Annotated in this window: 17 protein-coding genes; 4 read left to right on the top strand and 13 right to left on the bottom strand. The window is 43.4% G+C overall.

The genetic code is table 11. The annotated features are described in order from the left end of the window. Positions 1–8 precede the first annotated feature (8 nt). From ACSLUR_RS03765 to ACSLUR_RS03725, 9 genes are all read right to left on the bottom strand, one after another. Positions 9–1391, bottom strand: a complete 1383-nt coding sequence (locus tag ACSLUR_RS03765; protein WP_448551939.1) for an amidohydrolase — start codon at positions 1389–1391, stop codon at positions 9–11. Positions 1392–1609: 218 nt separating this feature from the next. Continuing rightward, on the bottom strand, positions 1610–2197 hold the full coding sequence (gene msrQ / locus ACSLUR_RS03760; protein WP_448551937.1) for a protein-methionine-sulfoxide reductase heme-binding subunit MsrQ: 588 nt from the start codon (positions 2195–2197) through the stop codon (positions 1610–1612). A 49-nt stretch (positions 2198–2246) separates the two neighbouring features. Beyond that, on the bottom strand, positions 2247–3263 hold the full coding sequence (gene msrP / locus ACSLUR_RS03755) for a protein-methionine-sulfoxide reductase catalytic subunit MsrP (RefSeq protein WP_448551935.1): 1017 nt from the start codon (positions 3261–3263) through the stop codon (positions 2247–2249). Between the two features lie 219 nt (positions 3264–3482). After that, positions 3483–3884, bottom strand: a complete 402-nt coding sequence (locus ACSLUR_RS03750) for a glutaredoxin family protein (RefSeq protein WP_448551933.1) — start codon at positions 3882–3884, stop codon at positions 3483–3485. A gap of 95 nt (positions 3885–3979) precedes the next feature. Further along, positions 3980–4528 (bottom strand): DUF2058 domain-containing protein, encoded by a 549-nt coding sequence (locus ACSLUR_RS03745; protein ID WP_448551931.1) that lies wholly within the window; start codon positions 4526–4528, stop codon positions 3980–3982. 233 nt (positions 4529–4761) lie between these two features. After that, positions 4762–7020, bottom strand: a complete 2259-nt coding sequence (locus ACSLUR_RS03740; RefSeq protein WP_448551929.1) for a xanthine dehydrogenase family protein molybdopterin-binding subunit — start codon at positions 7018–7020, stop codon at positions 4762–4764. Between the two features lie 2 nt (positions 7021–7022). After that, the gene (locus tag ACSLUR_RS03735; protein ID WP_448551927.1) at positions 7023–7553 is read right to left on the bottom strand and encodes a (2Fe-2S)-binding protein; all 531 of its coding nucleotides are present in this window, start codon (positions 7551–7553) and stop codon (positions 7023–7025) included. Positions 7554–7712: 159 nt separating this feature from the next. Beyond that, positions 7713–8348 carry a nucleotidyltransferase family protein gene (locus ACSLUR_RS03730; RefSeq protein WP_448551925.1) on the bottom strand — a complete coding sequence of 212 codons (636 nt, stop codon included), beginning with the start codon at positions 8346–8348 and terminating at the stop codon, positions 7713–7715. Positions 8349–8661: 313 nt separating this feature from the next. Then, complete coding sequence (locus ACSLUR_RS03725; protein ID WP_448551923.1) at positions 8662–9027, bottom strand: hypothetical protein; 366 nt, start codon at positions 9025–9027, stop codon at positions 8662–8664. A gap of 365 nt (positions 9028–9392) precedes the next feature. Between ACSLUR_RS03725 and ACSLUR_RS03720 the strand changes: the two genes are divergently transcribed. Both ACSLUR_RS03720 and pheA read left to right on the top strand, forming a co-directional pair. Beyond that, the gene (locus ACSLUR_RS03720; RefSeq protein WP_448551921.1) at positions 9393–11834 is read left to right on the top strand and encodes a penicillin acylase family protein; all 2442 of its coding nucleotides are present in this window, start codon (positions 9393–9395) and stop codon (positions 11832–11834) included. A 273-nt stretch (positions 11835–12107) separates the two neighbouring features. Continuing rightward, the gene (gene pheA, locus ACSLUR_RS03715; RefSeq protein WP_448551919.1) at positions 12108–13283 is read left to right on the top strand and encodes a prephenate dehydratase; all 1176 of its coding nucleotides are present in this window, start codon (positions 12108–12110) and stop codon (positions 13281–13283) included. Positions 13284–13366: 83 nt separating this feature from the next. Here pheA and ACSLUR_RS03710 read toward each other — a convergent pair whose 3' ends face one another. Both ACSLUR_RS03710 and ACSLUR_RS03705 read right to left on the bottom strand, forming a co-directional pair. Continuing rightward, positions 13367–16462 carry an efflux RND transporter permease subunit gene (locus ACSLUR_RS03710; protein ID WP_448551917.1) on the bottom strand — a complete coding sequence of 1032 codons (3096 nt, stop codon included), beginning with the start codon at positions 16460–16462 and terminating at the stop codon, positions 13367–13369. Beyond that, entirely contained in the window at positions 16462–17532 is a 1071-nt protein-coding gene (locus tag ACSLUR_RS03705) for an efflux RND transporter periplasmic adaptor subunit (RefSeq protein WP_448551915.1), read from the bottom strand. Before ACSLUR_RS03705 ends, ACSLUR_RS03710 begins: the two co-directional genes overlap by 1 nt. A 323-nt stretch (positions 17533–17855) precedes the next feature. Here ACSLUR_RS03705 and ACSLUR_RS03700 point away from each other — a divergent pair, with 323 nt between their 5' ends. Further along, positions 17856–18509 carry a hypothetical protein gene (locus ACSLUR_RS03700; RefSeq protein WP_448551913.1) on the top strand — a complete coding sequence of 218 codons (654 nt, stop codon included), beginning with the start codon at positions 17856–17858 and terminating at the stop codon, positions 18507–18509. A gap of 147 nt (positions 18510–18656) precedes the next feature. Beyond that, positions 18657–19307, top strand: a complete 651-nt coding sequence (locus ACSLUR_RS03695) for a hypothetical protein (RefSeq protein ID WP_448551911.1) — start codon at positions 18657–18659, stop codon at positions 19305–19307. Positions 19308–19410: 103 nt separating this feature from the next. On the opposite strand, the gene ACSLUR_RS03690 is transcribed toward ACSLUR_RS03695, so the two are convergent. Both ACSLUR_RS03690 and tyrA read right to left on the bottom strand, forming a co-directional pair. After that, complete coding sequence (locus ACSLUR_RS03690) at positions 19411–19935, bottom strand: thioredoxin family protein (protein WP_448551909.1); 525 nt, start codon at positions 19933–19935, stop codon at positions 19411–19413. Positions 19936–19977: 42 nt separating this feature from the next. After that, complete coding sequence (tyrA, locus tag ACSLUR_RS03685) at positions 19978–21105, bottom strand: bifunctional chorismate mutase/prephenate dehydrogenase (RefSeq protein WP_448551907.1); 1128 nt, start codon at positions 21103–21105, stop codon at positions 19978–19980. Between the last annotated feature and the right edge of the window lie 84 nt (positions 21106–21189).

The following is a 21189-nucleotide window of genomic DNA, read 5'->3' as shown; positions in this document are numbered from 1 at the left end:
GCCTCCTGTTATTCCTGACCCAACATAAAGTCACTTTGCGCTTGATAGTTTTCATCAAAGCGATCGTAAACTTTAGCGCCATCAACAAATACTTGCTCTGCTAATGCATACACGCTAAACGGGTTGGTATTCCAAATGACGACATCAGCGTTTTTGCCTTGCTCAAGACTGCCCGTTTTATCGGCAATACCCAATGATTTCGCAGCGTTACTGGTGATCCAACGGATCGCATCAGCTTCTGTTAATGCAAAGCCATTTTCATTGGCACGGTACATCACTTTTGCCGCTTCTTGGTTAAGGCGCTGAATAGTTGTGCCTGAATCTGAGTGAACTACCGCACATGAGTTTTTCATCGCATCGACAATAGCGACGTTCTCTTCCACCATATCGTAGGCTTCCATTTTAAAGCCCCACCAATCTGGCCACATCGCCGCACAGTTACCATTTTCACCCAACATATCAGCGATTTTGTATGCTTCAACGGCGTGATGGAAAGTACCTGAGTGGTAGTCAAATTCTTTACCTAAGTCGACCATCATGGCCATTTCTTCGGCTTTGTAACAATGATTGTGAATTAAGATCTCGCCATCAAGCACACCTTTAAGCGTGTCTAGCTCAATATCACGAACTGGTGCTGCTGGGTTTTTACCGGCTGCATAGTCAGCGTCATATTTTTCCCAAGCACGCTTGTATTCTGCCGCCTCGGCCCATGCCATACGGTAGCCAGCCATATTACCCATACGTGTACCTGGTGCTTCTTTACGGCCGCCATAAACACGTTTAGGGTTTTCACCACAGGCCATCTTTAAACCGTAAGGTGCATCAGGGAACTTCATTCCTTGCATCGTGTGACTTGGCACATTCTTCAAGGTAACACCGCGACCGCCGAATAAGTTAGCTGAGCCCGGTAAAATTTGTAGTGTAGTTACACCGCCTGCGCGTGCGGCATTAAAGCCCGGATCTTGTGGCCAAACACTGTGCTCAGCCCACACTTCTGAGGTATTAGGCGCAGTCATTTCATTACCATCAGCATGCGATTCAACTGAAGGACTAGGATAAACACCGTAATGAGAGTGCACGTCAATCACACCCGGTGTAACCCACTTACCTTGGCCATCAATTACTGTTGCACCATCAGCCGCTAGGTTTTGCCCTACTTGACTGACTTTACCGTCAACAAACAACACATCAGCATTATCAAGGCGCTCACCATTACCAATTAGCACAGTGGCATTTTTAATCAAAGTCGTTTGCTGAGGTAAGGTTTGATAAGTACTTGGGTATGGATTTTTATTGATGGTGACTTTCGCGTCTTGTTGCTCAGACTGCATACAGCCGGTTAGCGCAACAGAAACCGCTACCATCACCAATGATGGCATCAATTTTTTCATGGTTATTCCTGAGTTTTGCTCTTTTTTGCGCTACTTTACAGCGGCGTTGAGCATATTATTTTGACAATGGATCAACCAACAACATTATATTGAAAAAATGTTAACAACAAGCCATGTGCGATGAGTTTTAGTAAATTTTGCGACTAGTTGCACTTTTCTCAAGCAAAGTGGTGCAAAGTGCGCGCTAAACTCGCGTTAAGCCCAAAACATGCCAAAGGTTATTTGCGCTTAAATAACCAACGGCTAATGCGATCTTTACGCAGTGTAAGCAGCCAAATTAGTCCTACAGCATATAATCCCGGCTCGTAGATATCGGATTTTATCGACCAGTAAAAATGCACCCAAATTGCAACAGCGGCGATATACACCCAATTGTGCAATTGCTGCCAGCTTTTACCCATTTTGCGTTTAATTTTACTCCATGACGTCACCGCCAATGGCACTAATATGGCAAAGGCAAACATACCAACAGTAATGTATGGGCGGTCAATTACTTCATCGATAAACAAACGCCAATCAAACTGCAACTCAAAGAACAGAAAATTAAGCAAGTGGAATAATGCATAAGTAAATGCCCACAAACCTAATAGACGTCTAAATTTTAACAATACAGGTTTTTTGAAGCGTTTTGCCAACGGTGTGATTGCCAGCGAAATTAGCAAAATGTTTAGCGCTCCAATACCAGTGAAGTGAATCACGCGCTCCACCGGATCTGCGCCAATAGTATCGTTAACAGCGCCGTAATAAAGCCAAACTAAAGGTAAGGCTGCGGCTAAGTGAACAAGGGTTTTAACTACTGCAATCATTTAAAACGCTCGCTAAATGAAGATCACTAGGTTAAGAAGAGCAAGCGCGTTAGTAAAAACGCGCTAAATCCATATTTTTGTATAAATGCGCCACTTCTTCACCATAACCGTTAAATGGCAGTGTCGCTATACGGTTACGAGCAAATAAGCCACCTGTGGTAATGCGGCGCTCGCTTGCCTGACTCCAACGGGGGTGTGACACATCTGGGTTCACATTGGCGTAAAAACCATATTCGTTCGGCGCTAAAATATTCCATGTCGTTGGCGGCATTTTCTCAACCAACTTAATCGAAACAATCGACTTAATACTTTTAAAGCCATATTTCCATGGCACCACAAGGCGAATTGGCGCACCGTTTTGCGGTGGTAAAGTTTTCCCGTACAAACCGACACTTAGCATGGTAAGCGGGTTCAACGCCTCATCTAAACGCAGCCCTTCGACATAGGGATAATCAATGCCCCCACCAATACGACGGCTACGCTGACCCGGCATTTGTTCAGGATCGTATAAGGTTTCAAAAGCAACATATTTAGCTTTTGACGTTGGCGCTGCTTGCTTAATCAAGTCCGCTAACGAAAAACCAATCCAAGGTACCACCATAGACCACGCTTCGACACAGCGTAGACGGTAAATACGCTCTTCCAGCGGGAATTTCTTGAATAAGTCATCGTAATCTAAGGTAATCGGTTTACTCACTTCACCACTAACAGTAAGTTGCCATGGTTTGACTTTTAGCCCTTGGGAATTGCGAGCAGGATCGCTTTTATCTAAACCAAATTCATAAAAGTTGTTGTGGCTAGTAACTTTAGCTTCCGGTGTTAACAACTCGTCTGTTGCTGGAGCTTTCTGGTAGTTTAGCGCTTGCTGAGTAAAGCTTGCTTGGTCGGAGCCGCCCCAAAAGTCTAATGGAGCTGCACTTGCTGAGCGGGCAATCGATTGGCTAAGCAGTGTGCCTGCGCCAATATAGCCCATAGATTTTAACAGTTGACGGCGATTAACATAGACTTGTTCATCGGTAACATCGTTATCCGTTAATTGATAAGATTTTTTTGATTTGATCAGCATACAACCTCCAGATACAACAATGCTGACTTAAAGTCAGCATATATAACTTAAAGCCAGCAAGATTAACTTAACGCGACCTACAAAATAGGCGCTTATAGCAATTGTAGACCGCACATGAGTGAATTAATTTTCAATTCACTCAGATTATTTCTGCGCGGCTAGCTGCCGCTGGAGGCTATCAATGATTTCAATAGCAGTGGCACAGTAGCAACGGAGAGCCTATGCCGCTTGTATAGGCTGTTGCGCACCTTGTTGAACTGTTTTTTGCAAGTACGCAATAATATCGTCAGACTCGTACAACCATTCGACCTTGTTTTCACCAGCATCGTGCGTAATTTTCAAACACGGAACGGTTGGCTTGCCACCGCCGTTAATAAGCTCTTCGCGCACAGCGTAATTGTTATCTTTAATATTCATCAACGGTAACTCGATGCCTTCACGCTTCATCGCACGGCGCACTTTCACGCAAAACGGGCAAGTTGGCAGATGATACAAGCTTAAATTTTTAGTCAGCTCAGCAATTTCTTGTTGGCGTTGCACAGTTAATCTAGGTGATTTAGGTTGAGTCAGAAAGTTAACTAAAATAACAATTCGGCCAACTAACCAGCGTAATAATTTCATAGAGTTACCTTAAATAATTGGAAAAGTAATTTGTGTTTAAGCGTTATGTACTTGCTTGGCGTAATGTACTTTACATGTTTCGCTCAGTGCAGTGGTTACCACATCAGATCGTCTGGGATCTGGTATGCTGCATACGGGTCGTCTTCATCAACGGACTCTTCAACCTTGTCGTTACTGAGTAGCACCACGGTTTCATCAAGCGTCGCAAGCTTGTCGGCAGTTTCTTTGGTAACCACATAAGTGACATCATCTAAACCACAAATAGATAATCGGCCGTTAACTAAGGCTTTTTGCGTTAGCTCATTGACCAAGAGCTTTTTCACTTTAGTGCCAAAGGTGTAGTTATATTCAACTTCCCCGTCGATATCTTTGACTTGATGATGCGCTAAGATTTGCAATATGCGTTGATGCAATTCTTTCGCCGCTAATTGCTCTTGCTTCTCGGCATTTAATGCTGCGTCTTTCGCAAGTTTTTGTTCTTTTTGCTTAGCAATGTCTTGTTTAACCTGCTCTTGCATGCTGGCTTCAACTTGTGCGCCACTGCGTTTTTGTTTGTTCTTTTTGCGCTTGTCACTATTGGCTTGTCGCGCTTTCTGCTTAGTTGTTAAACCCGCTTTTAATAGCTGATCTTGCAATGAGGCCATAACCTACCCTTTACTCAATACATTAAACCTTTGGGCAACCCCAAAGTTTGCATAAATTTTCTGGTGGTAAGTGTACAAAATTCAGGTTTAGTGCGCGACTAATCACACAAAAAAGTTGGTTATATGGCAGGGTTAATTGACATAAAAAAAGCCGTTAGTAAGAACTAACGGCCTTTTCGGCTTAGCTAAAATTTAGCTCAGGCTAAATCTGAATATTGAGTTACGCGCGAGTGCTAAACAATACCTTGTTTAGCAAGTGGTAAGTCACGATAACGTTTACCCGTTAAAGCAAATATCGCATTGGTAATTGCTGGCACAACTGGTGGTACCCCCGGTTCACCAATACCGCCCGGAGGTGCATCGCTATCAACAATATCGATCTCGGTTACTGGCGTATCCGCCATGCGCGCAACCGGGTAATCATGGAAGTTGGTCTGATTAATCACACCGTCTTTAGCTGTCAGCTCACCATAAAAAGCTAGCGAAATACCAAACACTGCTGAGCCTTCCATTTGTGAGCGAATCCTCTCAGGGTTGACCGCAGTACCGCAATCAAGGCTAAACCACATTTTATCGACTTTGATTTTACCGTTTTGCTCGCTAACCTCAGCTACACAAGCAACATAGGTGGCAAAACTGCGGTGTACTGCGATGCCTAAAGCAGAACCAGCTTTTCGAGGCTTATCCCAATTGGCCATTTTCGCGACACGATTAACGACATTTTTGTAACGCGCCGTATCTATAGGATATTGCTTTATATCGGAACCATAGTTGCCGTATTTAGCGTTTTGCGCTGCAAGGTCAATATGACGGTCATCACCTAATAAGCTCAATAGGTAGTCTTTCGGGTCAGTTTTCGCCTCATGAGCAAGTTCGTCAGCAAACGAGCAGACTGCAAATGCTTGGTTGATATTCGTCACTGAGCGCAGCCAACCAATACGCGTATGAGCAGTCGCTTTGCCCGCAGCACATTGCACATTCGCAATGTCGTACGGCATATCAATTAAGCCTAAGTCAGCTTCGAAGGCAATAACATCAGCACCTTTGGCAAAGGTTGAGCTAATGGTTGGTAAGGCAACATTATGCTGCCAAGCCGTCACCTTGTGCTTGTTATCCAAACCCGCTTTCAGTTTTTGGTAGCTGACCGCATGATAATAGCCATTTTGTATTTCGTCTTCACGTGTCCAGCAGACTTTCACTGGCTTACCACGAAGTTTTGACATCATAGCGGCTTCTACAATGAAATCAGGCTTGGATTTTCGACCAAAACCACCACCTAACAGGGTTACATTGATATTAACGTTTTCCGGCGGCACTTGTAACAGTTGCGCGACTGTACCTTGCGCTGATTGTGGCGTTTGCGTACAAGCCCAAATATCAAACACGCCATCGTGGTAATGTGCAGCAGCCGCTGGTGGCTCCATTGGCACATGAATGAGCTCAGGCACATAGTAATCAGCTGAAAAAACTTTGTCTGCACTGGCTAGCGCCGCATCAACATCACCTGCTTTGCGCAATACTGCACTAGGCGCATCACAACTTGCTGCTAGGGATTTTTTATACTCCTCGCTTTCGTAACTTGCGTGGCTACTGTTTTCCCATTCAATTTCCAACGCTTCGCGACCTTGCATTGCCGCCCAAGTATTTTTGGCTACCACGGCAACACCGCCTAGTGGTTTAAACAATGGTGGTTCTTCCAAGTTTTCCAGCGCAATTACATCAATCACACCTTTAATTTTTTTCGCCTTGCTGGCATCAAATTTTACCAGCTTTGAGGCAAGCACAGGCGGCCTTGCAATAACTACATATTCCATGTTGGGCAATTGCACATCATAACCGTATGTGGTGTTACCTGTGGCGATATCATGACCGTCAACAAGCGGGATATCGGATTTGCCGATAAAATTAAAGTCTGCTTTGCTTTTAAGTTTTAGCGAGATTGGATCTGGTACTGGTAAAGTAGCGGCAACTGCCACTAAGGAACCGAAGCTAGCAATTTTACCCGTAGGTTTGTGAATAATTTGATTAGCCTTGGCATAGCACTCACCAACAGGTACTTGCCACTGATTGGCTGCCGCTTGCTCAAGCATAGTACGAGCTGTAGCGCCAGCTTCTCTTAACGGTTGGTAGAAGTTACGAATAGAGCGTGAACCGTCGGTATTTTGACTACCGTATTTCTTATCACCTAAGCCTTGAATAACATTAATTTTTTGCCAGTCTGCGTCTAGTTCGTCTGCCACTATCATAGGGATACTGGTGCGAATCCCTTGCCCCATCTCTGAGCGGTGAACAATTATACCAACAGTATCATCGGCATTAATGTGAACATAAACACTTGGTTCAAATTTAGTGCTAGCAGGAGCTGCAAAGGCTTTCGGCAAACCGCTTACTTCAGGAAAATTAACCGCCAGCACTAAAGCCCCTGACCCTAAACCCAAGTTTTTTAAAAACGAGCGACGGCTAACATTTTCAACACTCTTTTTAGTCGTCATGGCTATGCTCCTTGTTTACCGGTTGAGAGTTTGCCAGTTGAACCAACATCAACAGCCAAATCGTCGACACGCGCGGTTTTGGTTGATAAATCTGCCGCTAAATGAATCGCTTTTTTAATTCTTTCATAAGTGCCACAACGACAAATGTTGCCACTCATGGCTTGTTCAATTTGCGCATCATTAGGGGTTGGGTTGGCAGCAAGTAACGCAGCCGCAGACATCATTTGGCCCGATTGACAATAACCACATTGTGGCACATTCAGTGTTTGCCACGCTTGTTGAACTGGGTGGTCACCATCGTTTGATAAGCCTTCAATGGTAGTAATTTTTTGCCCATTAACAGCCGAGACTGGGGTGGCACAAGAGCGCACAGGTTGGCCATTCAAATGAACGGTACAAGCGCCACATAGCCCTTTACCGCAACCGTACTTAGTACCTGTGTAATTAAGAATATCGCGCAGCGCCCACAATAGCGGCATATTTTCATCATCGCTATATTGGTGCGCGCGACCGTTTACATTTAAGGTGATCATGTTTGCTTCCTTGATAGCTTCACTAGGTTGTTATCACTACTGCAATGTTTTGTGTCATTGACTTTACATCGTTGATTTTATTATTTTTAGCTTACTTTTCTAAAGGATAGAAAGGTTACTTTGACAGCTATAACTATACGCCAAAACTGGCTGATATGTTTAAACTTTGCGTTGAAGTTGCAGTTTTCTGAGCTGCTCAGGCGTATCTAAATCGGCTTTTGCGTTAATAAGCTCAATCTGCTCGACTAATTGCTTATTTTGAGTTCGCAATTTAGCCAGCACGAACTTTGCACCTTGTTTGCCGTCTAGCTTACTAAGGTGATCAAAAAGCGCTTGCGAGAATATCACTGGCGGGCCAAATTCAACGGAATTATTATCTGTTTCAGTCCAACAGCTTATGGTTGCAAGTTGCTCTCCCATTGAGTGCCCAGTAATCAACTTTGCAATATCTTGCTCAGTGACTTGCCATTGATCTACTAGCATTAGTAATACACCGCTAGCATTAGAAGCATTGATAATATTGCAAACCCCGCAAGCAATTGAGGAACCCATTCCCGTTGACCACCTGCTATTTTCAACTATGTTCACCGGCCAAGGCGCTAATAATTCTTGGTAAGTTTCAGCGTCATGGCCAATGACAACCGTTACGTTATTGCTAAGCTTTAAGGCGAGTTTAATTTGGCGGATTAGTAGATATTCACCGTCGATTTTAACTAGTTGCTTAGCTTCTCCTAAGCGCGAAGAGTTACCTGCGGCTAAAATTAAAATTGCAAAATCTTTAGTTGTGATATTCACATGAAATACCCAATTTCCTGATATGCCGATGTTTCACATACTGATAAATCAAAAAATGATACGTTGTAAATTGGCACGAGTAATAACAGTTGTAGTAAAAAAGTATGAAAAATTGAATTGGGTAGATAAAAGCGTTAAGTTCTTGGGCTATTTGCCACGGGTGAGGATGCTTTCTGGGTTTTGCCTAACTCTTTAAGCAAAACCAATCAGCAAAACTAGGTAGTGATAAATCCCCCAAAATCAATAAACAACACCTAGCCAATAAATGACTAGATATTGTTGAATATCGATAGATAAAAATATAGAAGGCTAGCTATTGAACTAACTTTATATACTCAGGATCTTGAGATTCAATATTTTTTTTCTGAGCCTTTCGCTGAGCTGTTTTTCTAACCTTTACTTCCCGTGTAACCGAGCGCCCATCTTGGTATCTATGGTAAGAAAAATTATCTAAACCAAGCATTTCAGTAAACTGGTGAAAGGTCATAAAGTCATCTTTGGTAAACTCTTCACCATCTTTGGTTACTAAGCCGTCGATATACATGGAATCACCATTGATATTGCAGTTGGCAATAGCACTATATGGCTTACCGTATTCTTCTACTTTAAGCGCCCTAACCATTTTAAGCTCAAAGCACCACTCACCTACTTGTATGTAGCGATTAAAATTGTCTGACATGCAAACTCCGTTATTGTTATTTTCGTTGCGTTAAAAGTAATCCTGTTTAGCTACTAGCTAAAGACTTCCTTTCTACAGACAATTCTTCCATGATCAACCATAGTCACATTAACAACATCTAAATTAACAACTTTTGTAACTTAGCAGTTTTTCACTACAGTGGTGTTACAACGAGGCCACATTATGTCATTTGTCAGGCCAAAAATACCATTGAATTATTGACTATTTTTTAACCTAAGCAAAAACATTAACTTATGTCAATAAATTGCACAAAAAACTCGCACTTTTACCGCATTTTCCGTGCACATCTCAACAAATCGCAGTAATCTAAGCTCAAAACCCAAACGAAATAACAATAATTAGTGATGAACAAAATCAAACCTTTTTTACTGGGTGGTGTCATTTTACTGGTATTTATTCTAGCTACTGCATCAGCCTGGATATATAGCAGCATTTACAATGCGATGCCGCAACTGGACGGCAATACCGCGTTATATGGTCTTAACGCAAAAGTTGAAATCACTCGTGATGAATACGGCATAGCAACAATCCAAGCCGACAGTCGTTTGGATGCCGCCATGGCACTTGGTTTTGTTCATGGCCAAGAGCGCTTTTTCCAAATGGATCTGCTGCGCCGAAACTCAGCGGGTGAGCTTTCTAGCCTGTTTGGTGAAGTTGCTCTTGATTATGATAAAAAAATTCGTGTACACCGTTTTAGAGAGCGTGCCAGAGCAATTATCAACACGCTTCCTAAGAACGAGTTTGAACTAATAAAGGCGTATACTCGGGGTGTTAATCAAGGTATTCAGCGACTTGGTGCCAATCCATTCGAATATTTGTTACTGCGACAAACCCCTGTGCTCTGGCAAGAGGAAGACACCATACTGACCGTATTTAGCATGTATCTTGATTTACAGTACGCTGGCGGTGAGCGCGAGTTAAGTCTATTCGCTATGCAGCAATCATTGCCTAAAGACCTCTTTGCTTTTTTAACCCCCAAAGGTACGCAGTGGGATGCAGCAATAGATGGCACTCGAATGCCTCAAGCTACTATGCCAACTAGCTTTCCAGCTAGCATATCATCTAAGGAATTCTCATCTGACTTAGTTGTTTCTGACTTAAACACTTCTCAAACAAGCAATAAAGAAGCACAAGCGTCCCTTTCCTTTATTAGCAAACAACTAACAGAACAAAACTTTGTCGGTTCAAACAACTGGGCCGTATCTGGAGCACTGACTAAAACGGGTAGTGCAATTGTGGCAAACGATATGCACTTAGGGCTTCGCGTGCCCAACACTTGGTATCGAGCATCATTAAAGTACAAGTTGCCAGATGGCAGTCCGATTAAGGTAACAGGCGCGACCTTGCCTGGCACACCCAATGTCATCGTTGGCAGTAATGGACATATTGCTTGGGGCTTCACTAATAGCTACGGCGACTGGAGTGACGTGGTCCTACTTAAAACAAACAAAGACAAAAGCCAATACCTAACACCAAGTGGCTTTGAAGATTTTACTCAGCGCAACCACATGATTGCCATCAAAGATCAAAAAACCGTCGAAATTCAAACGCAAGAAACCGTTTGGGGGCCAGTAATTGGTGAAGATAAAAACGGCAATCTATTGGCATATCGTTGGGTAGCCCATGATACAAACGCGGTCAACTTAGCGCATATAAAATTAGAAACAGCCACCAATGTTGAACAGGCTGTAAAGATTGCAGCAAGTGCAGGCATACCAGCACAGAACTTAATGGTTGCTGATAGCCAAGGCGATATTGCTTGGACAATCATGGGGCAAATTCCAGTAAAACACGGTGACATAGGAGAACTACCAAAAGATTGGTCCACTGGCGAGTTTGGCTGGAAAGGTTACCTAGCCCCTAAAGATTACCCTAAGGTTATCTCTCCTGCACAACAACGACTGTGGACAGCCAACTCTCGTGTTGTCGGCGGTCAGATGTACCAACATATCGGTAATGGCGGCTACGCACTGGGTGCTCGCGCTCAGCAAATTAAAACCCGGCTGTTTGAGCAACAAGCGTTCGACGAACAAACTTTACTCGATATCGCACTTGATACAGAAGCCATTTACCTGTCGCGCTGGCAAGGACTGTTGCTAGACCAAATATTAACTGAGCCCGCACTAAGCGCGAATTCTCATTGGCAAACAGCTCTGCCTTTTATCAGTCAGCAGCCACTGATGGCCAGTGTTGATTCCGTTGGCTACCGCATCGTTAAAGCATTTAAATCTAAGGTCAAAGCTCAAGTCTTTGAACAGTTGGAAAGTTACCTTAGTGAGCAAGATAAAAACTTTTCACTAAAAACCGTGCGAAATTCTTTAGAAGAGCCACTATGGCTATTAGTAACTGAACAACCTGCTGGTTATCTAGCACAAGGCATGAGCTGGCAAACATTGCTAACAGAGTCGTTAGACCAAGTGCTTAGTGAAATTACCGAACAACAAAACCTTGCAGATGCCACTTGGGGCCAACATAATGCCGCTGAGATTAAACACCCGCTGAGTAGCGCTATCCCTATTTTCGGTGGTTACCTTAACATGCCGGCAGAACCATTACCTGGCGACGGCTTCATGCCAAGAGTTGATGGTGGCAGCTTTGGCGCGTCAGAGCGTATGATCGTTTCGCCTGGGCATGAAGAGTCTGGCATTTTTCATATGCCTACCAGCCAGGCTGGTCATCCTTGGAGCCCATACTTTGGCAAAGGACATAGCGACTGGGTTGCAGGTAAACCTAGCCCATTTTTACCGGGTGAAACTCGCTATACGCTAACGTTGCTGCCATATTAGGCATTTATAGTTAAAAAATAGTGCTTGAACTCTAGTAGGACTGTCGATACATTAAAGCCATGAATATTACTTTCGCTATTGAAAGCGCAGTAAAAAGCGCAATCAAAAACGTTTTATCAGGCACTCGTTTCTTTAGCCTGTTTTTTATCCTCTCTCGTTGAGGAGCGTTTTTTGCGGCAAAAATTAACCCGAAAAACCTCCACACTGGAGGTTTTTTTTTATCTATTTTTTAACGGTACTATATTAGCAACAAGCTAAAGCAAAGGAGTCAACGTGGAGCAATCATTAGACCTAAACGAAATAAGAGCACAAATTACAGAAACCGACCAGCAATTGCTCGAGCTCTTTGCCAAGCGCCGTTCGCTCACACTCAATGTTGCCAAAAGTAAAGCACACCAGGTGCGTCCAGTACGAGATCAACAGCGTGAGCAAGAATTGCTGATTCGTTTGATAAAACAAGGTAAAGAATTAGGGTTAGATGCCCACTACGTGACCAGCGTATTCCAAACCATTATTGAAGATTCAGTGCTTAACCAGCAGGCATACTTGCAAACCTTAACTAACCCTAACTTGCAATTGCCGATGGTCAGCGTGGCCTTCTTAGGCAACAAGGGTTCATACAGCTACCTTGCTAGTCACCGTTACTTCTCACGCCGCGCGGAAAAGATTATTGAATCAGGCTGTCAAAGCTTTGCCGATATTATGCAACAGGTTGAAGCTGGCCATGTTGATTACGGTATGCTCCCCATTGAAAATACAAGCTCTGGTAGTATCAATGAAGTTTACGATCTGCTGCAACATACTAACCTTGCAATCGTTGGCGAAATCACGCAACCCATTGAGCATTGCTTGCTAACAGCGGTCAATACTCGTTTAGAAAATATCAAAACCATCTACGCACACGGTCAACCATTCACACAGTGCAGTAACTTCTTAGACAAGCAACACGACATTCGCATTGAATATTGCGATAGCACAGCCGATGCCATGGCAAAAGTCTATGAATTACAAGATGAAACAGTTGCCGTTATTGGCAGTGAAGAAGGTGGCCACTTGTACCAGTTGCACGCCTTAGAAAAATCCATTGCCAACCAAGATGAAAACCATAGCCGCTTTATTCTTGTCGCACGAAAGCCTGTTGATGTTGCTGAACAAATTCCTGCTAAAACGACCTTTATTCTAGCGACAGGTCAAAAGCCTGGTGCCTTAGTGGAGTGTTTGTTAGTGCTAAAAGAGAAAGGCATTAACATGTGTAAATTAGAGTCTCGCCCTATTCAAGGCCGCCCTTGGGAAGAAATGTTTTACATTGATGTGGAAGCCAACCTTAAATCAGCGGCAATGCAAGAAGCTATCGGTGAATTAACCGAGCTAACTAAGTTTATCAAAGTGCTAGGCTGTTACCCTATCGAACATATTTCGCCAACCAGCGTACCGGCTGCAGAAATCTAATCGTATTTGATATAGAAAGCACCTAGTAAAAAGGCACGCTAATTAGCGTGCCTTTTTGTTTTTTCATTTAGCGCCTTAGTCAATTAACCTTGCTGCTCTTGTTGTTGCAGTTTGTCTAGTTCATGGGCAATTGCTTCTGGTGAGCCGGTATTTCGGCACAACCAATAGTATGCACTAGGCACAACAAATAAGGTGAAGATACTGGCCAGCGATACACCTGCGAAAATCACTACACCAATCACCATACGACTTTCATGGCCTGGCCCTTGAGCCATCACCAATGGAATCGCACTCGTCACAGTCGTAAAAGTGGTCATTATTATAGGGCGTAAACGCTGCTGAGAGGCGTGAATTAATGCCGTTTCAAACGCTTCGCCTTTGTCTCGTAACTGGTTCGCAAATTCAACAATTAGAATACCGTTTTTCGCCGCTAAACCAATTAGCATCACAATACCAATTTGGCTGTAAATATTCAGACTCATGCCCATATATTCTAGTCCGGCAAGTGCACCCACTAACGCTAAGGGTACAGTCAATAAAATAACGAATGGATGAACAAAACTTTCAAATTGAGCTGACAGTACAAAGTATGTGATCAATAGTGCCAGTGCAAAAATAAACAGAATAGAAGTGCCTGATTCTTTTAACAACAATGATTGACCTTTGTAATCCACTTGCGCTTCATCCGGCAGTTCATCTCGTACCACTTGGTTGAGGAAGTCCAACGCATCACCGAGTAAGTAACCGTCAGCTAAGTTCGCAGTAATCGTGACACTGCGCAAACGATTGTAGCGATTTAAACGCGATGACGTCGCATTTTCTCTAATCGTAATTAAGTTCGATAGCGGAATAAGTTCATTAGTTTCACGCGAGCGCACGTATACGTTATTGATATCTGTCGGGCTAGCAAAATCAGCTTCATCACCTTCCAAGATAACATCGTACTCTTCACCACGGTCAACAAATGTAGTAACGCGGCGCTGACCCAACATAGTTTCAAGCGTTTTACCGATATCACCAATTGGTACACCTAAGTCGTAAGCACGGTTGTGATCTATTTCCACAAGCAACTGAGGGAAAGTTTCTTTGTAATCACTTTGCACGCTTTGTAAGTTAGGATTTTCTTGTGCTCTGGCAATAACAATATCTCGCCACTTCGCTAACTCTTCGTAGGTATTTCCTTGGATCACAAACTCTACTGGCTGACTATTGCCTGAACCGCGCAGGCCTTGGCGCATAATCGCAAACGCTCGCACATCGGTTACCGATGACAATTCACCATTCATTCGACCAGCAAATTCAGCCGTTGAAAACGCACGTTCGTCCCATTTAGGTAAACCAACAATAGCAATACCACTTGAGCCACCAAATCCTGGCACACGAACTAGCACGCGGTCTAATTCACCACGCTCTTGATACGCTAAAAGTTTGCTCTCAATCTGCTGCATGTTCTTAACATTGCTTTCGTAGCTTGCCCCTTCGGCACTGTTCATAATGATAAACAGATCGCCGCGATCTTCTTTTGGCGTGTACTCGTTAGGCAATTGCAGAAATAGGCTATACACGGCGTATAGCGAAGCGATAACAATGGCAACTAACAACACTGGCTGATGAATTGAGCTTTTTAACGCATTGGCATAACTGGCTTCTAATCGGGCAAAGCCTTTATCAAGTAGTTGACCAAACGAAGAACTGCGCTCGCGGTGTTTTAGCATTTTTGAACACAGCATAGGCGTTAACGACAGTGCTGTGATACTTGAAAACACAACCGCTGCAGCAATCGCCAAGGCAAATTCAGTGAATAACCGCCCCATATTACCGGAGATAAAGATCAACGGCACAAATACAGCTACTAACACTAAGGTCGTCGCCACTACCGCAAAGGCAACCTCGCGCCCACCTTCATAGGCGGCCATTAATGGTGTTTGTCCTTGTTCGATACGGCGATAAATGTTCTCTAAGACCACAATTGCATCATCAACTACTAAACCAATGGCTAACACCAAAGCGAGCAAGGTAAGTAGGTTGATGGAGAAGCCCAGTGCTGATAACGCCATCATTGAGCCAATCAGTGCCACAGGTACAGTGACCGCGGGAATAATGGTTGCGCGAATATTGCCCAAGAACAAGAAGATAACCAAAATCACCATCATCATGGCGATGAACAAGGTATTGTACACTTCGTCAATTGAGCCTTGAATAAATACGGAAGAGTCGTAGCTGTTGCGAATGGTAGTGCCTGTTGGCAGTGATTCGCGAATTTTTCCCATCTCAGCACGCGCCGCTTTTACCACGTCTAAGGTATTGGCTTTCGACTGCTTAATAATGCCAAGACCGACCATGTTTTTGCCGTTACCGCGGAACATGTTTTCGTCATCTTCCGCAGCCACCTCAACACGAGCAACATCAGCTAAACGCACTAATTCACCATTGCTACCTTTAGCAACCACCATGCGGGCAAAATCAGTTTCTGAGCGATAACTGCGCTCGACCCTTATTGAAAAGTCGCGGTCAACTGACTCAATCTCACCCGCTGGTAACTCAACATTTTGCGCACGTAATGTGGTTTCAATATCATCGACCGTGACGCCGCGTGCCGCCATAGCAACGCGATCAAGAAAGACTTTCATCGCATAGGTGCGACCGCCTCCAACACGCACTTGCGCAACACCGTCAACCACAGCAAAGCGGTCAACAATATAACGCTCGGCATAGTCAGTAAGTTGCAAGGTGCTCATGGTATCACTTTGCATTACAAACCAAACAATTACGTTGGCATCACTGTCAGATTTAAACACTTCTGGCGGATCTGCCTGTTCTGGTAATTGGCGAAGTGCGCGTGAGATCCTATCGCGCACGTCGTTGGTCGCTGAATCAATATCGCGGTCTAGCTCAAACTCAATGGTAATGCTAGAACGACCAACACGACTGGTTGAGGTAATATTTTTAACCCCTTCAACACCACTGATGCGATCTTCTAAGAGCTGGGTAATTTTAGTTTCAATGATCGCCGCTGATGCACCGGGGTATGAAGTATTAATACTAACCACAGGCGGGTCAATATCAGGATATTCACGCAGCGGTAATAGAAAAAACGCAACAACACCGAAGGTGACAATAAGCAGATTGACAACCGTGGCAAAGACCGGACGTTTAACTGATAAGTCAGATAAAATCACTATGATGGCTCCTGTACTTTCGGCTCAAGAACCTTCACTTGTGTTCCATCTCTGAGTTTAAGTGCCCCTTCAACCACGACTGGTTGGTTTTCGTCTAAACCACTTTTAATTTCCACCATACCCGGCTTACGACGGCCAACAATCACCTGTTTTCGCATCGCTTTACCATCACTAACCACAAACACATAATGATTGTCTTCAATTGGAATAATGGCACTTTCTGGTACTTGCAGCACTTGTTCAACACTGCGTTCAACGTTAATGCTTAAAAGCATACCTGCACGCAGCGCATAATCAGAATTAGGGATTTCCGCGCGCACTTTTACCATGCGAGTTGCATTATCAATACGCGGGTCAACTGAGACAATTTTACCCATAAAGACTTTATCGTCGTATGCAGTGTTCGTTGCCTCAATCGCCTGCCCGACCGCAATAGTGGTATAAAAGCGCTCAGGTACCGAGAAATCCACTTTGACCGTACTTAAGTCGTCAAGTGACGTAATCACGTCGCCTGATTGCACAAACGCACCAACACTGATTTCACGAAAGCCTAGCACGCCATCAAAAGGTGCCGAGATGGTCAGTTCATTGAGTTTTGTACGGGCACTTAACAGCCGAGCGGCGATTGCTTTGGTTTGCGCTTCTTGCTGGTCAACTTGCGATTTCGATGTTGCTCTTTTAGTTAATAGATCTTGAAAGCGATTTAACTGAGCTACAGACTCCGCTAGATTGGCTTCTAACTCTCTTACTTTCGCTGCCTCTTCTTGGTTATTCAGGCGAACTAAAATATCGCCTTTTTTAACAATTTCACCGTCTTGAAAAGAGACTTCTTCGACAATATCGGAATAATTTGAAGTGATCAGCACCTGCTCATTGGCACGAGCATTACCTAGAGCCTCAATCACGTCTTTAAACTCTTCAGTATGAGCGGCGGCAGTTTTCACTGGCACAATGCGCTGACGACTTTTCTTCTCGCCCTGCTCTGCAGGCCAATTAATAGTGATAATAAGCGCAGCAAGTAAGCCAAAGATAAAAATAAAAGGTAAACGACTTTTTATAGAGCTAGACATAACAACTTAAGCATGAAAATTTAATCGTGAAAATATACCGGAGTTCAAGTTCGGCAACGATGTTATTCATCTGAAAATATAGGACGTTAACCGAAAAAACGTTAATTCCCCCTCGATGAACTAGCACTAATGCCCTGCCATGTTGGCTTTTGCGATTAATGCTCGCCATGCTAGACCTGTTAAATTAGTCGCTTATTTCAGCTTGTTTTGTTTTGGCACAACAAATTTAAAATGCTTACTCCTCCCCTGTCTATTTTAACTCGCCTAGCGATTTCGTTTGGGTATATAATCCAGCCTCTTACCTTAAAAAATAAGAAGTTAACGTGAATAAATTAGCTGCTCTTGCCTTTGCCGCTTTCGCAACACTCGGCGCCTTAATGTGGTATGCCGCTAGCCAGTCAATGGAGCAATATTTAACGGAATATCAAGTCGCCATTAATCAGCAGTTGCCAGAAGGAAGTGAGTTTTCACTTAGCGATTTATCAACAAAAGCAGCTGAAGATTCAGGCTTTATTGGCAGCGTTAAATTGCTATTACCCATTGAAAACAGCGACGAGTTACTAGCGATACAGCTAACTAACATTAGCTGGCAATACGAAAAACGCAGTTTAAAGAAAGCCGTTGTACAAGTAACCCAAATGACAATTGGGGATGCGACTGTTTTACTTCCTCAGCAAGATGCACAGCAGGCACTCGCCAATTTAACAACACAGCTAGATACGCTAGTAAAGCCAGCGCTTGAGCAACAATTGGGCCTAATGGGTCGCAGTGAGTTCCAGTTAAACATCAACAAGTTAATGCTAGATAAATTGTTCATCACGTTAACCGCTAGCGGCGAGCCAAGCCATGAAGTGATTGCGCAACAGCTGACGCTGACAAATGAGCATCTCACGAGTGAGCAACAAATGAGTATCGTTGGCGCGTACGTACTACAAGCGATTGCTTTAGAAACAAAAAATCAGCTACTAAGTCATTAATTACGCGCCTAAATACTTGTAATCCTGTTAAGGCAATGCAATGCTGACTACTTAGTGCAAGATCAATAAATTCAATAAAAACTATAATAAGTGCCGATAAAAAGCACCTATAAATAAAAGCATAAAAACTAAAAAAGGATGATTTGTATGAATAGTTTTAGGTGGCTGCCACGCTGGCAACAAAATGACAAAGCTAGCTTCATGGCTCGTTTAATGTGTTTGTTGCTTGCATGCTTTAGTTTGAGCGCTAATGCGCAACGCGCTGGTGACGTTAACGGTAATGAAATAACGCCTTACATTGGTTATATGTTTGGCTCTGACATTGGTGCTGCCGACGGTAGTGATATCGCAATGTCAGATGACGCTCATTTAGGGATTGCTTTTTCTTGGCAAGATTCGCCAAACGGTCAAGGGCAAGTGTTGATCAATTATGTGAAACATGATTTTGATAGCCAAATCGATGGCACAACTGAAGATCTAACCCTGCTTTACGCCCACTTTAGCGGTGTTGCACAATTTCGTCAGCAAAACTATGTCACCACCTTCTCGCTAGGTTTAGGCGGTACATTTATGGATAGCGATTATGAAAGTGGGCTATACCCGTCAGCTACAATAGCCATCGGTACACGATACGAATTTTCGCCGACATTAGCATTTGTTACCGAATTGAGAACTTATGCCACATTGACCGACGATGATGACGACTTCTTTTGTGAACAAAGTATTTGCGCGGCAGAGTTTGACGATACTCTGTATATCGACACATCAATTTCTGTTGGCTTAGCGTTTGTTTTCTAACTAAACAAATAAATAGTTATACAGACTAAAAGGCCAATCGTACGATTGGCCTTTTGTTTTATGCTTGATAAATAAACAATTGCTTAGCTAACTTTCACAACCGCTATAAACGAACAAAAGACAGAATATCAGCAACAAGGTTTGTTTTTGGTCGCTCAATAATACGTCCAACTTCCTCGCCACCTTGTCTAACAATAATAGTTGGCGTGTATTTAACGCCGGAAGCTGCCGCTCGCCCTTGTGGTTCCTGTTTGCGAATATCCAGCGCGATTAACTTGCTTGTTATGTTTGGATTAACACTCAACGCTTTTAGCAAGCGTGGCACTTCGCGCTGACTGTCATGGCACCAAGCACCAAAGTAAACATCTAAGCTAATGTTGCTCGGTAGGCTTTTCACTAGCGCCACTTGCTGCGGGCTAAGCTGATAACTTTGGTAACCCTTGGCAAAGTATGGGTAGTCTTTAAACAGCGTTTGTTCGGTGACATCGCCAGTGATATAGGCTTTGTGATGATTTTGTTTTGCTTTAGTAGCAGAAGATGAATCAGCAGTTGTTTGACAAGCAGCGAGTAGACTAACTGTTATCCCAACAACTAAGTATTGTGATAATTTTGAATGGAAAGGCAGCATAATTTTTTATGATTGTCATAAGCTTATGCCGCCATTGTAACTTTATTTTATCTCATTGGCTTTAGCTAACATGCCTTTGCTTTCAGCTAAGAATATATTCGCATAATCACCAAACCAGGCTGAAACTTGGTCAAACATTGTGACGAAAGCTTCTTTATCGCCCATTTCAACGTCTTCCAACAACTCTAAGAAACGGTAAGCAAAGCGTTTCATCATAGCAATGTTGTCGCTATTGGAGAAAATAATATCCGAATATAGCTCTGGATTTTGCGCAAACAAACGTCCCACCATAATAAGCTCTAAGCGATAAATCGGTGAGCTCATATCAACAAGTTGCTGTAAATCAGCACCTTCCGTCATTAAATGGTAACCGTATGCAATTGTGGAAAAGTGACGCATTACTTGCACCATTGCCATTGCACGATCGTGCTCATTTGCAGATACAGGGTAAATCGTTGCACCCCACACTTTAAATTGTTCAAGTACCCATTGGTAATGTTCGCTGCCACGACCTTCACAGGAAATAATGGTTTGCTTGATCAAGCTGCCTACATCAGGGCCAAACATTGGATGTAAACCAAGAACAGGTCCCTTATGCACGTTTAACATTTCATACAAAGGAGACTCTTTAACACTGGTCACATCAGCCAAAATGCATGACGAAGGCAAGTGCTCTAATTGTTTAATAATCATCGCTGTAAAGCGAATTGGTACAGCAACAATCACTAAGCTAGCTTTGGCTAGAATCGCTTCACTGTGATCCCAATCATCTTTCTCAATAATGTGTACTGTGTAACCAGAGCGAGTAAACAAATCAACAAAGATACGTCCGAGTTGGCCCTGACCGCCAATAACAACCACTTCACCGCAATCAGGGTTAACACAACGATAGCCACTTTCATCTTGGCTTGAATAGGAATCTTGCATAATTCGACGCAAGATATCTTGCACAAGATCAGGGTTTACGCCCTGCTCACTCGCCTGCTTGCGACGCTGCTCAATTAAACTCGCTTCGCGATCTGGGGCATAAATTGGCATGCCAACTTCACTTTTTAGCGCACCTACCCGACTAGTCACCTGACGGCGTTTTGCCAATAACTGGACTAGTTCACTATCTAGTTGATCAATTTCAGCACGGCATTGCGCAAGCGCTTCAGTGATATCTTTCATATGCTTATCGTTGTTAACTTATTTTTTTCGTATTTGTTTTGTGTTTTTTCGTGCTGCCTTCGCATGGGCGATATGAGAATTTGC

Source organism: Thalassotalea montiporae, assembly GCF_053485855.1.
The sequence above is the reverse complement of the archived record's forward strand: the minus strand, read 5'-3'. Positions and strand labels throughout refer to the sequence as shown.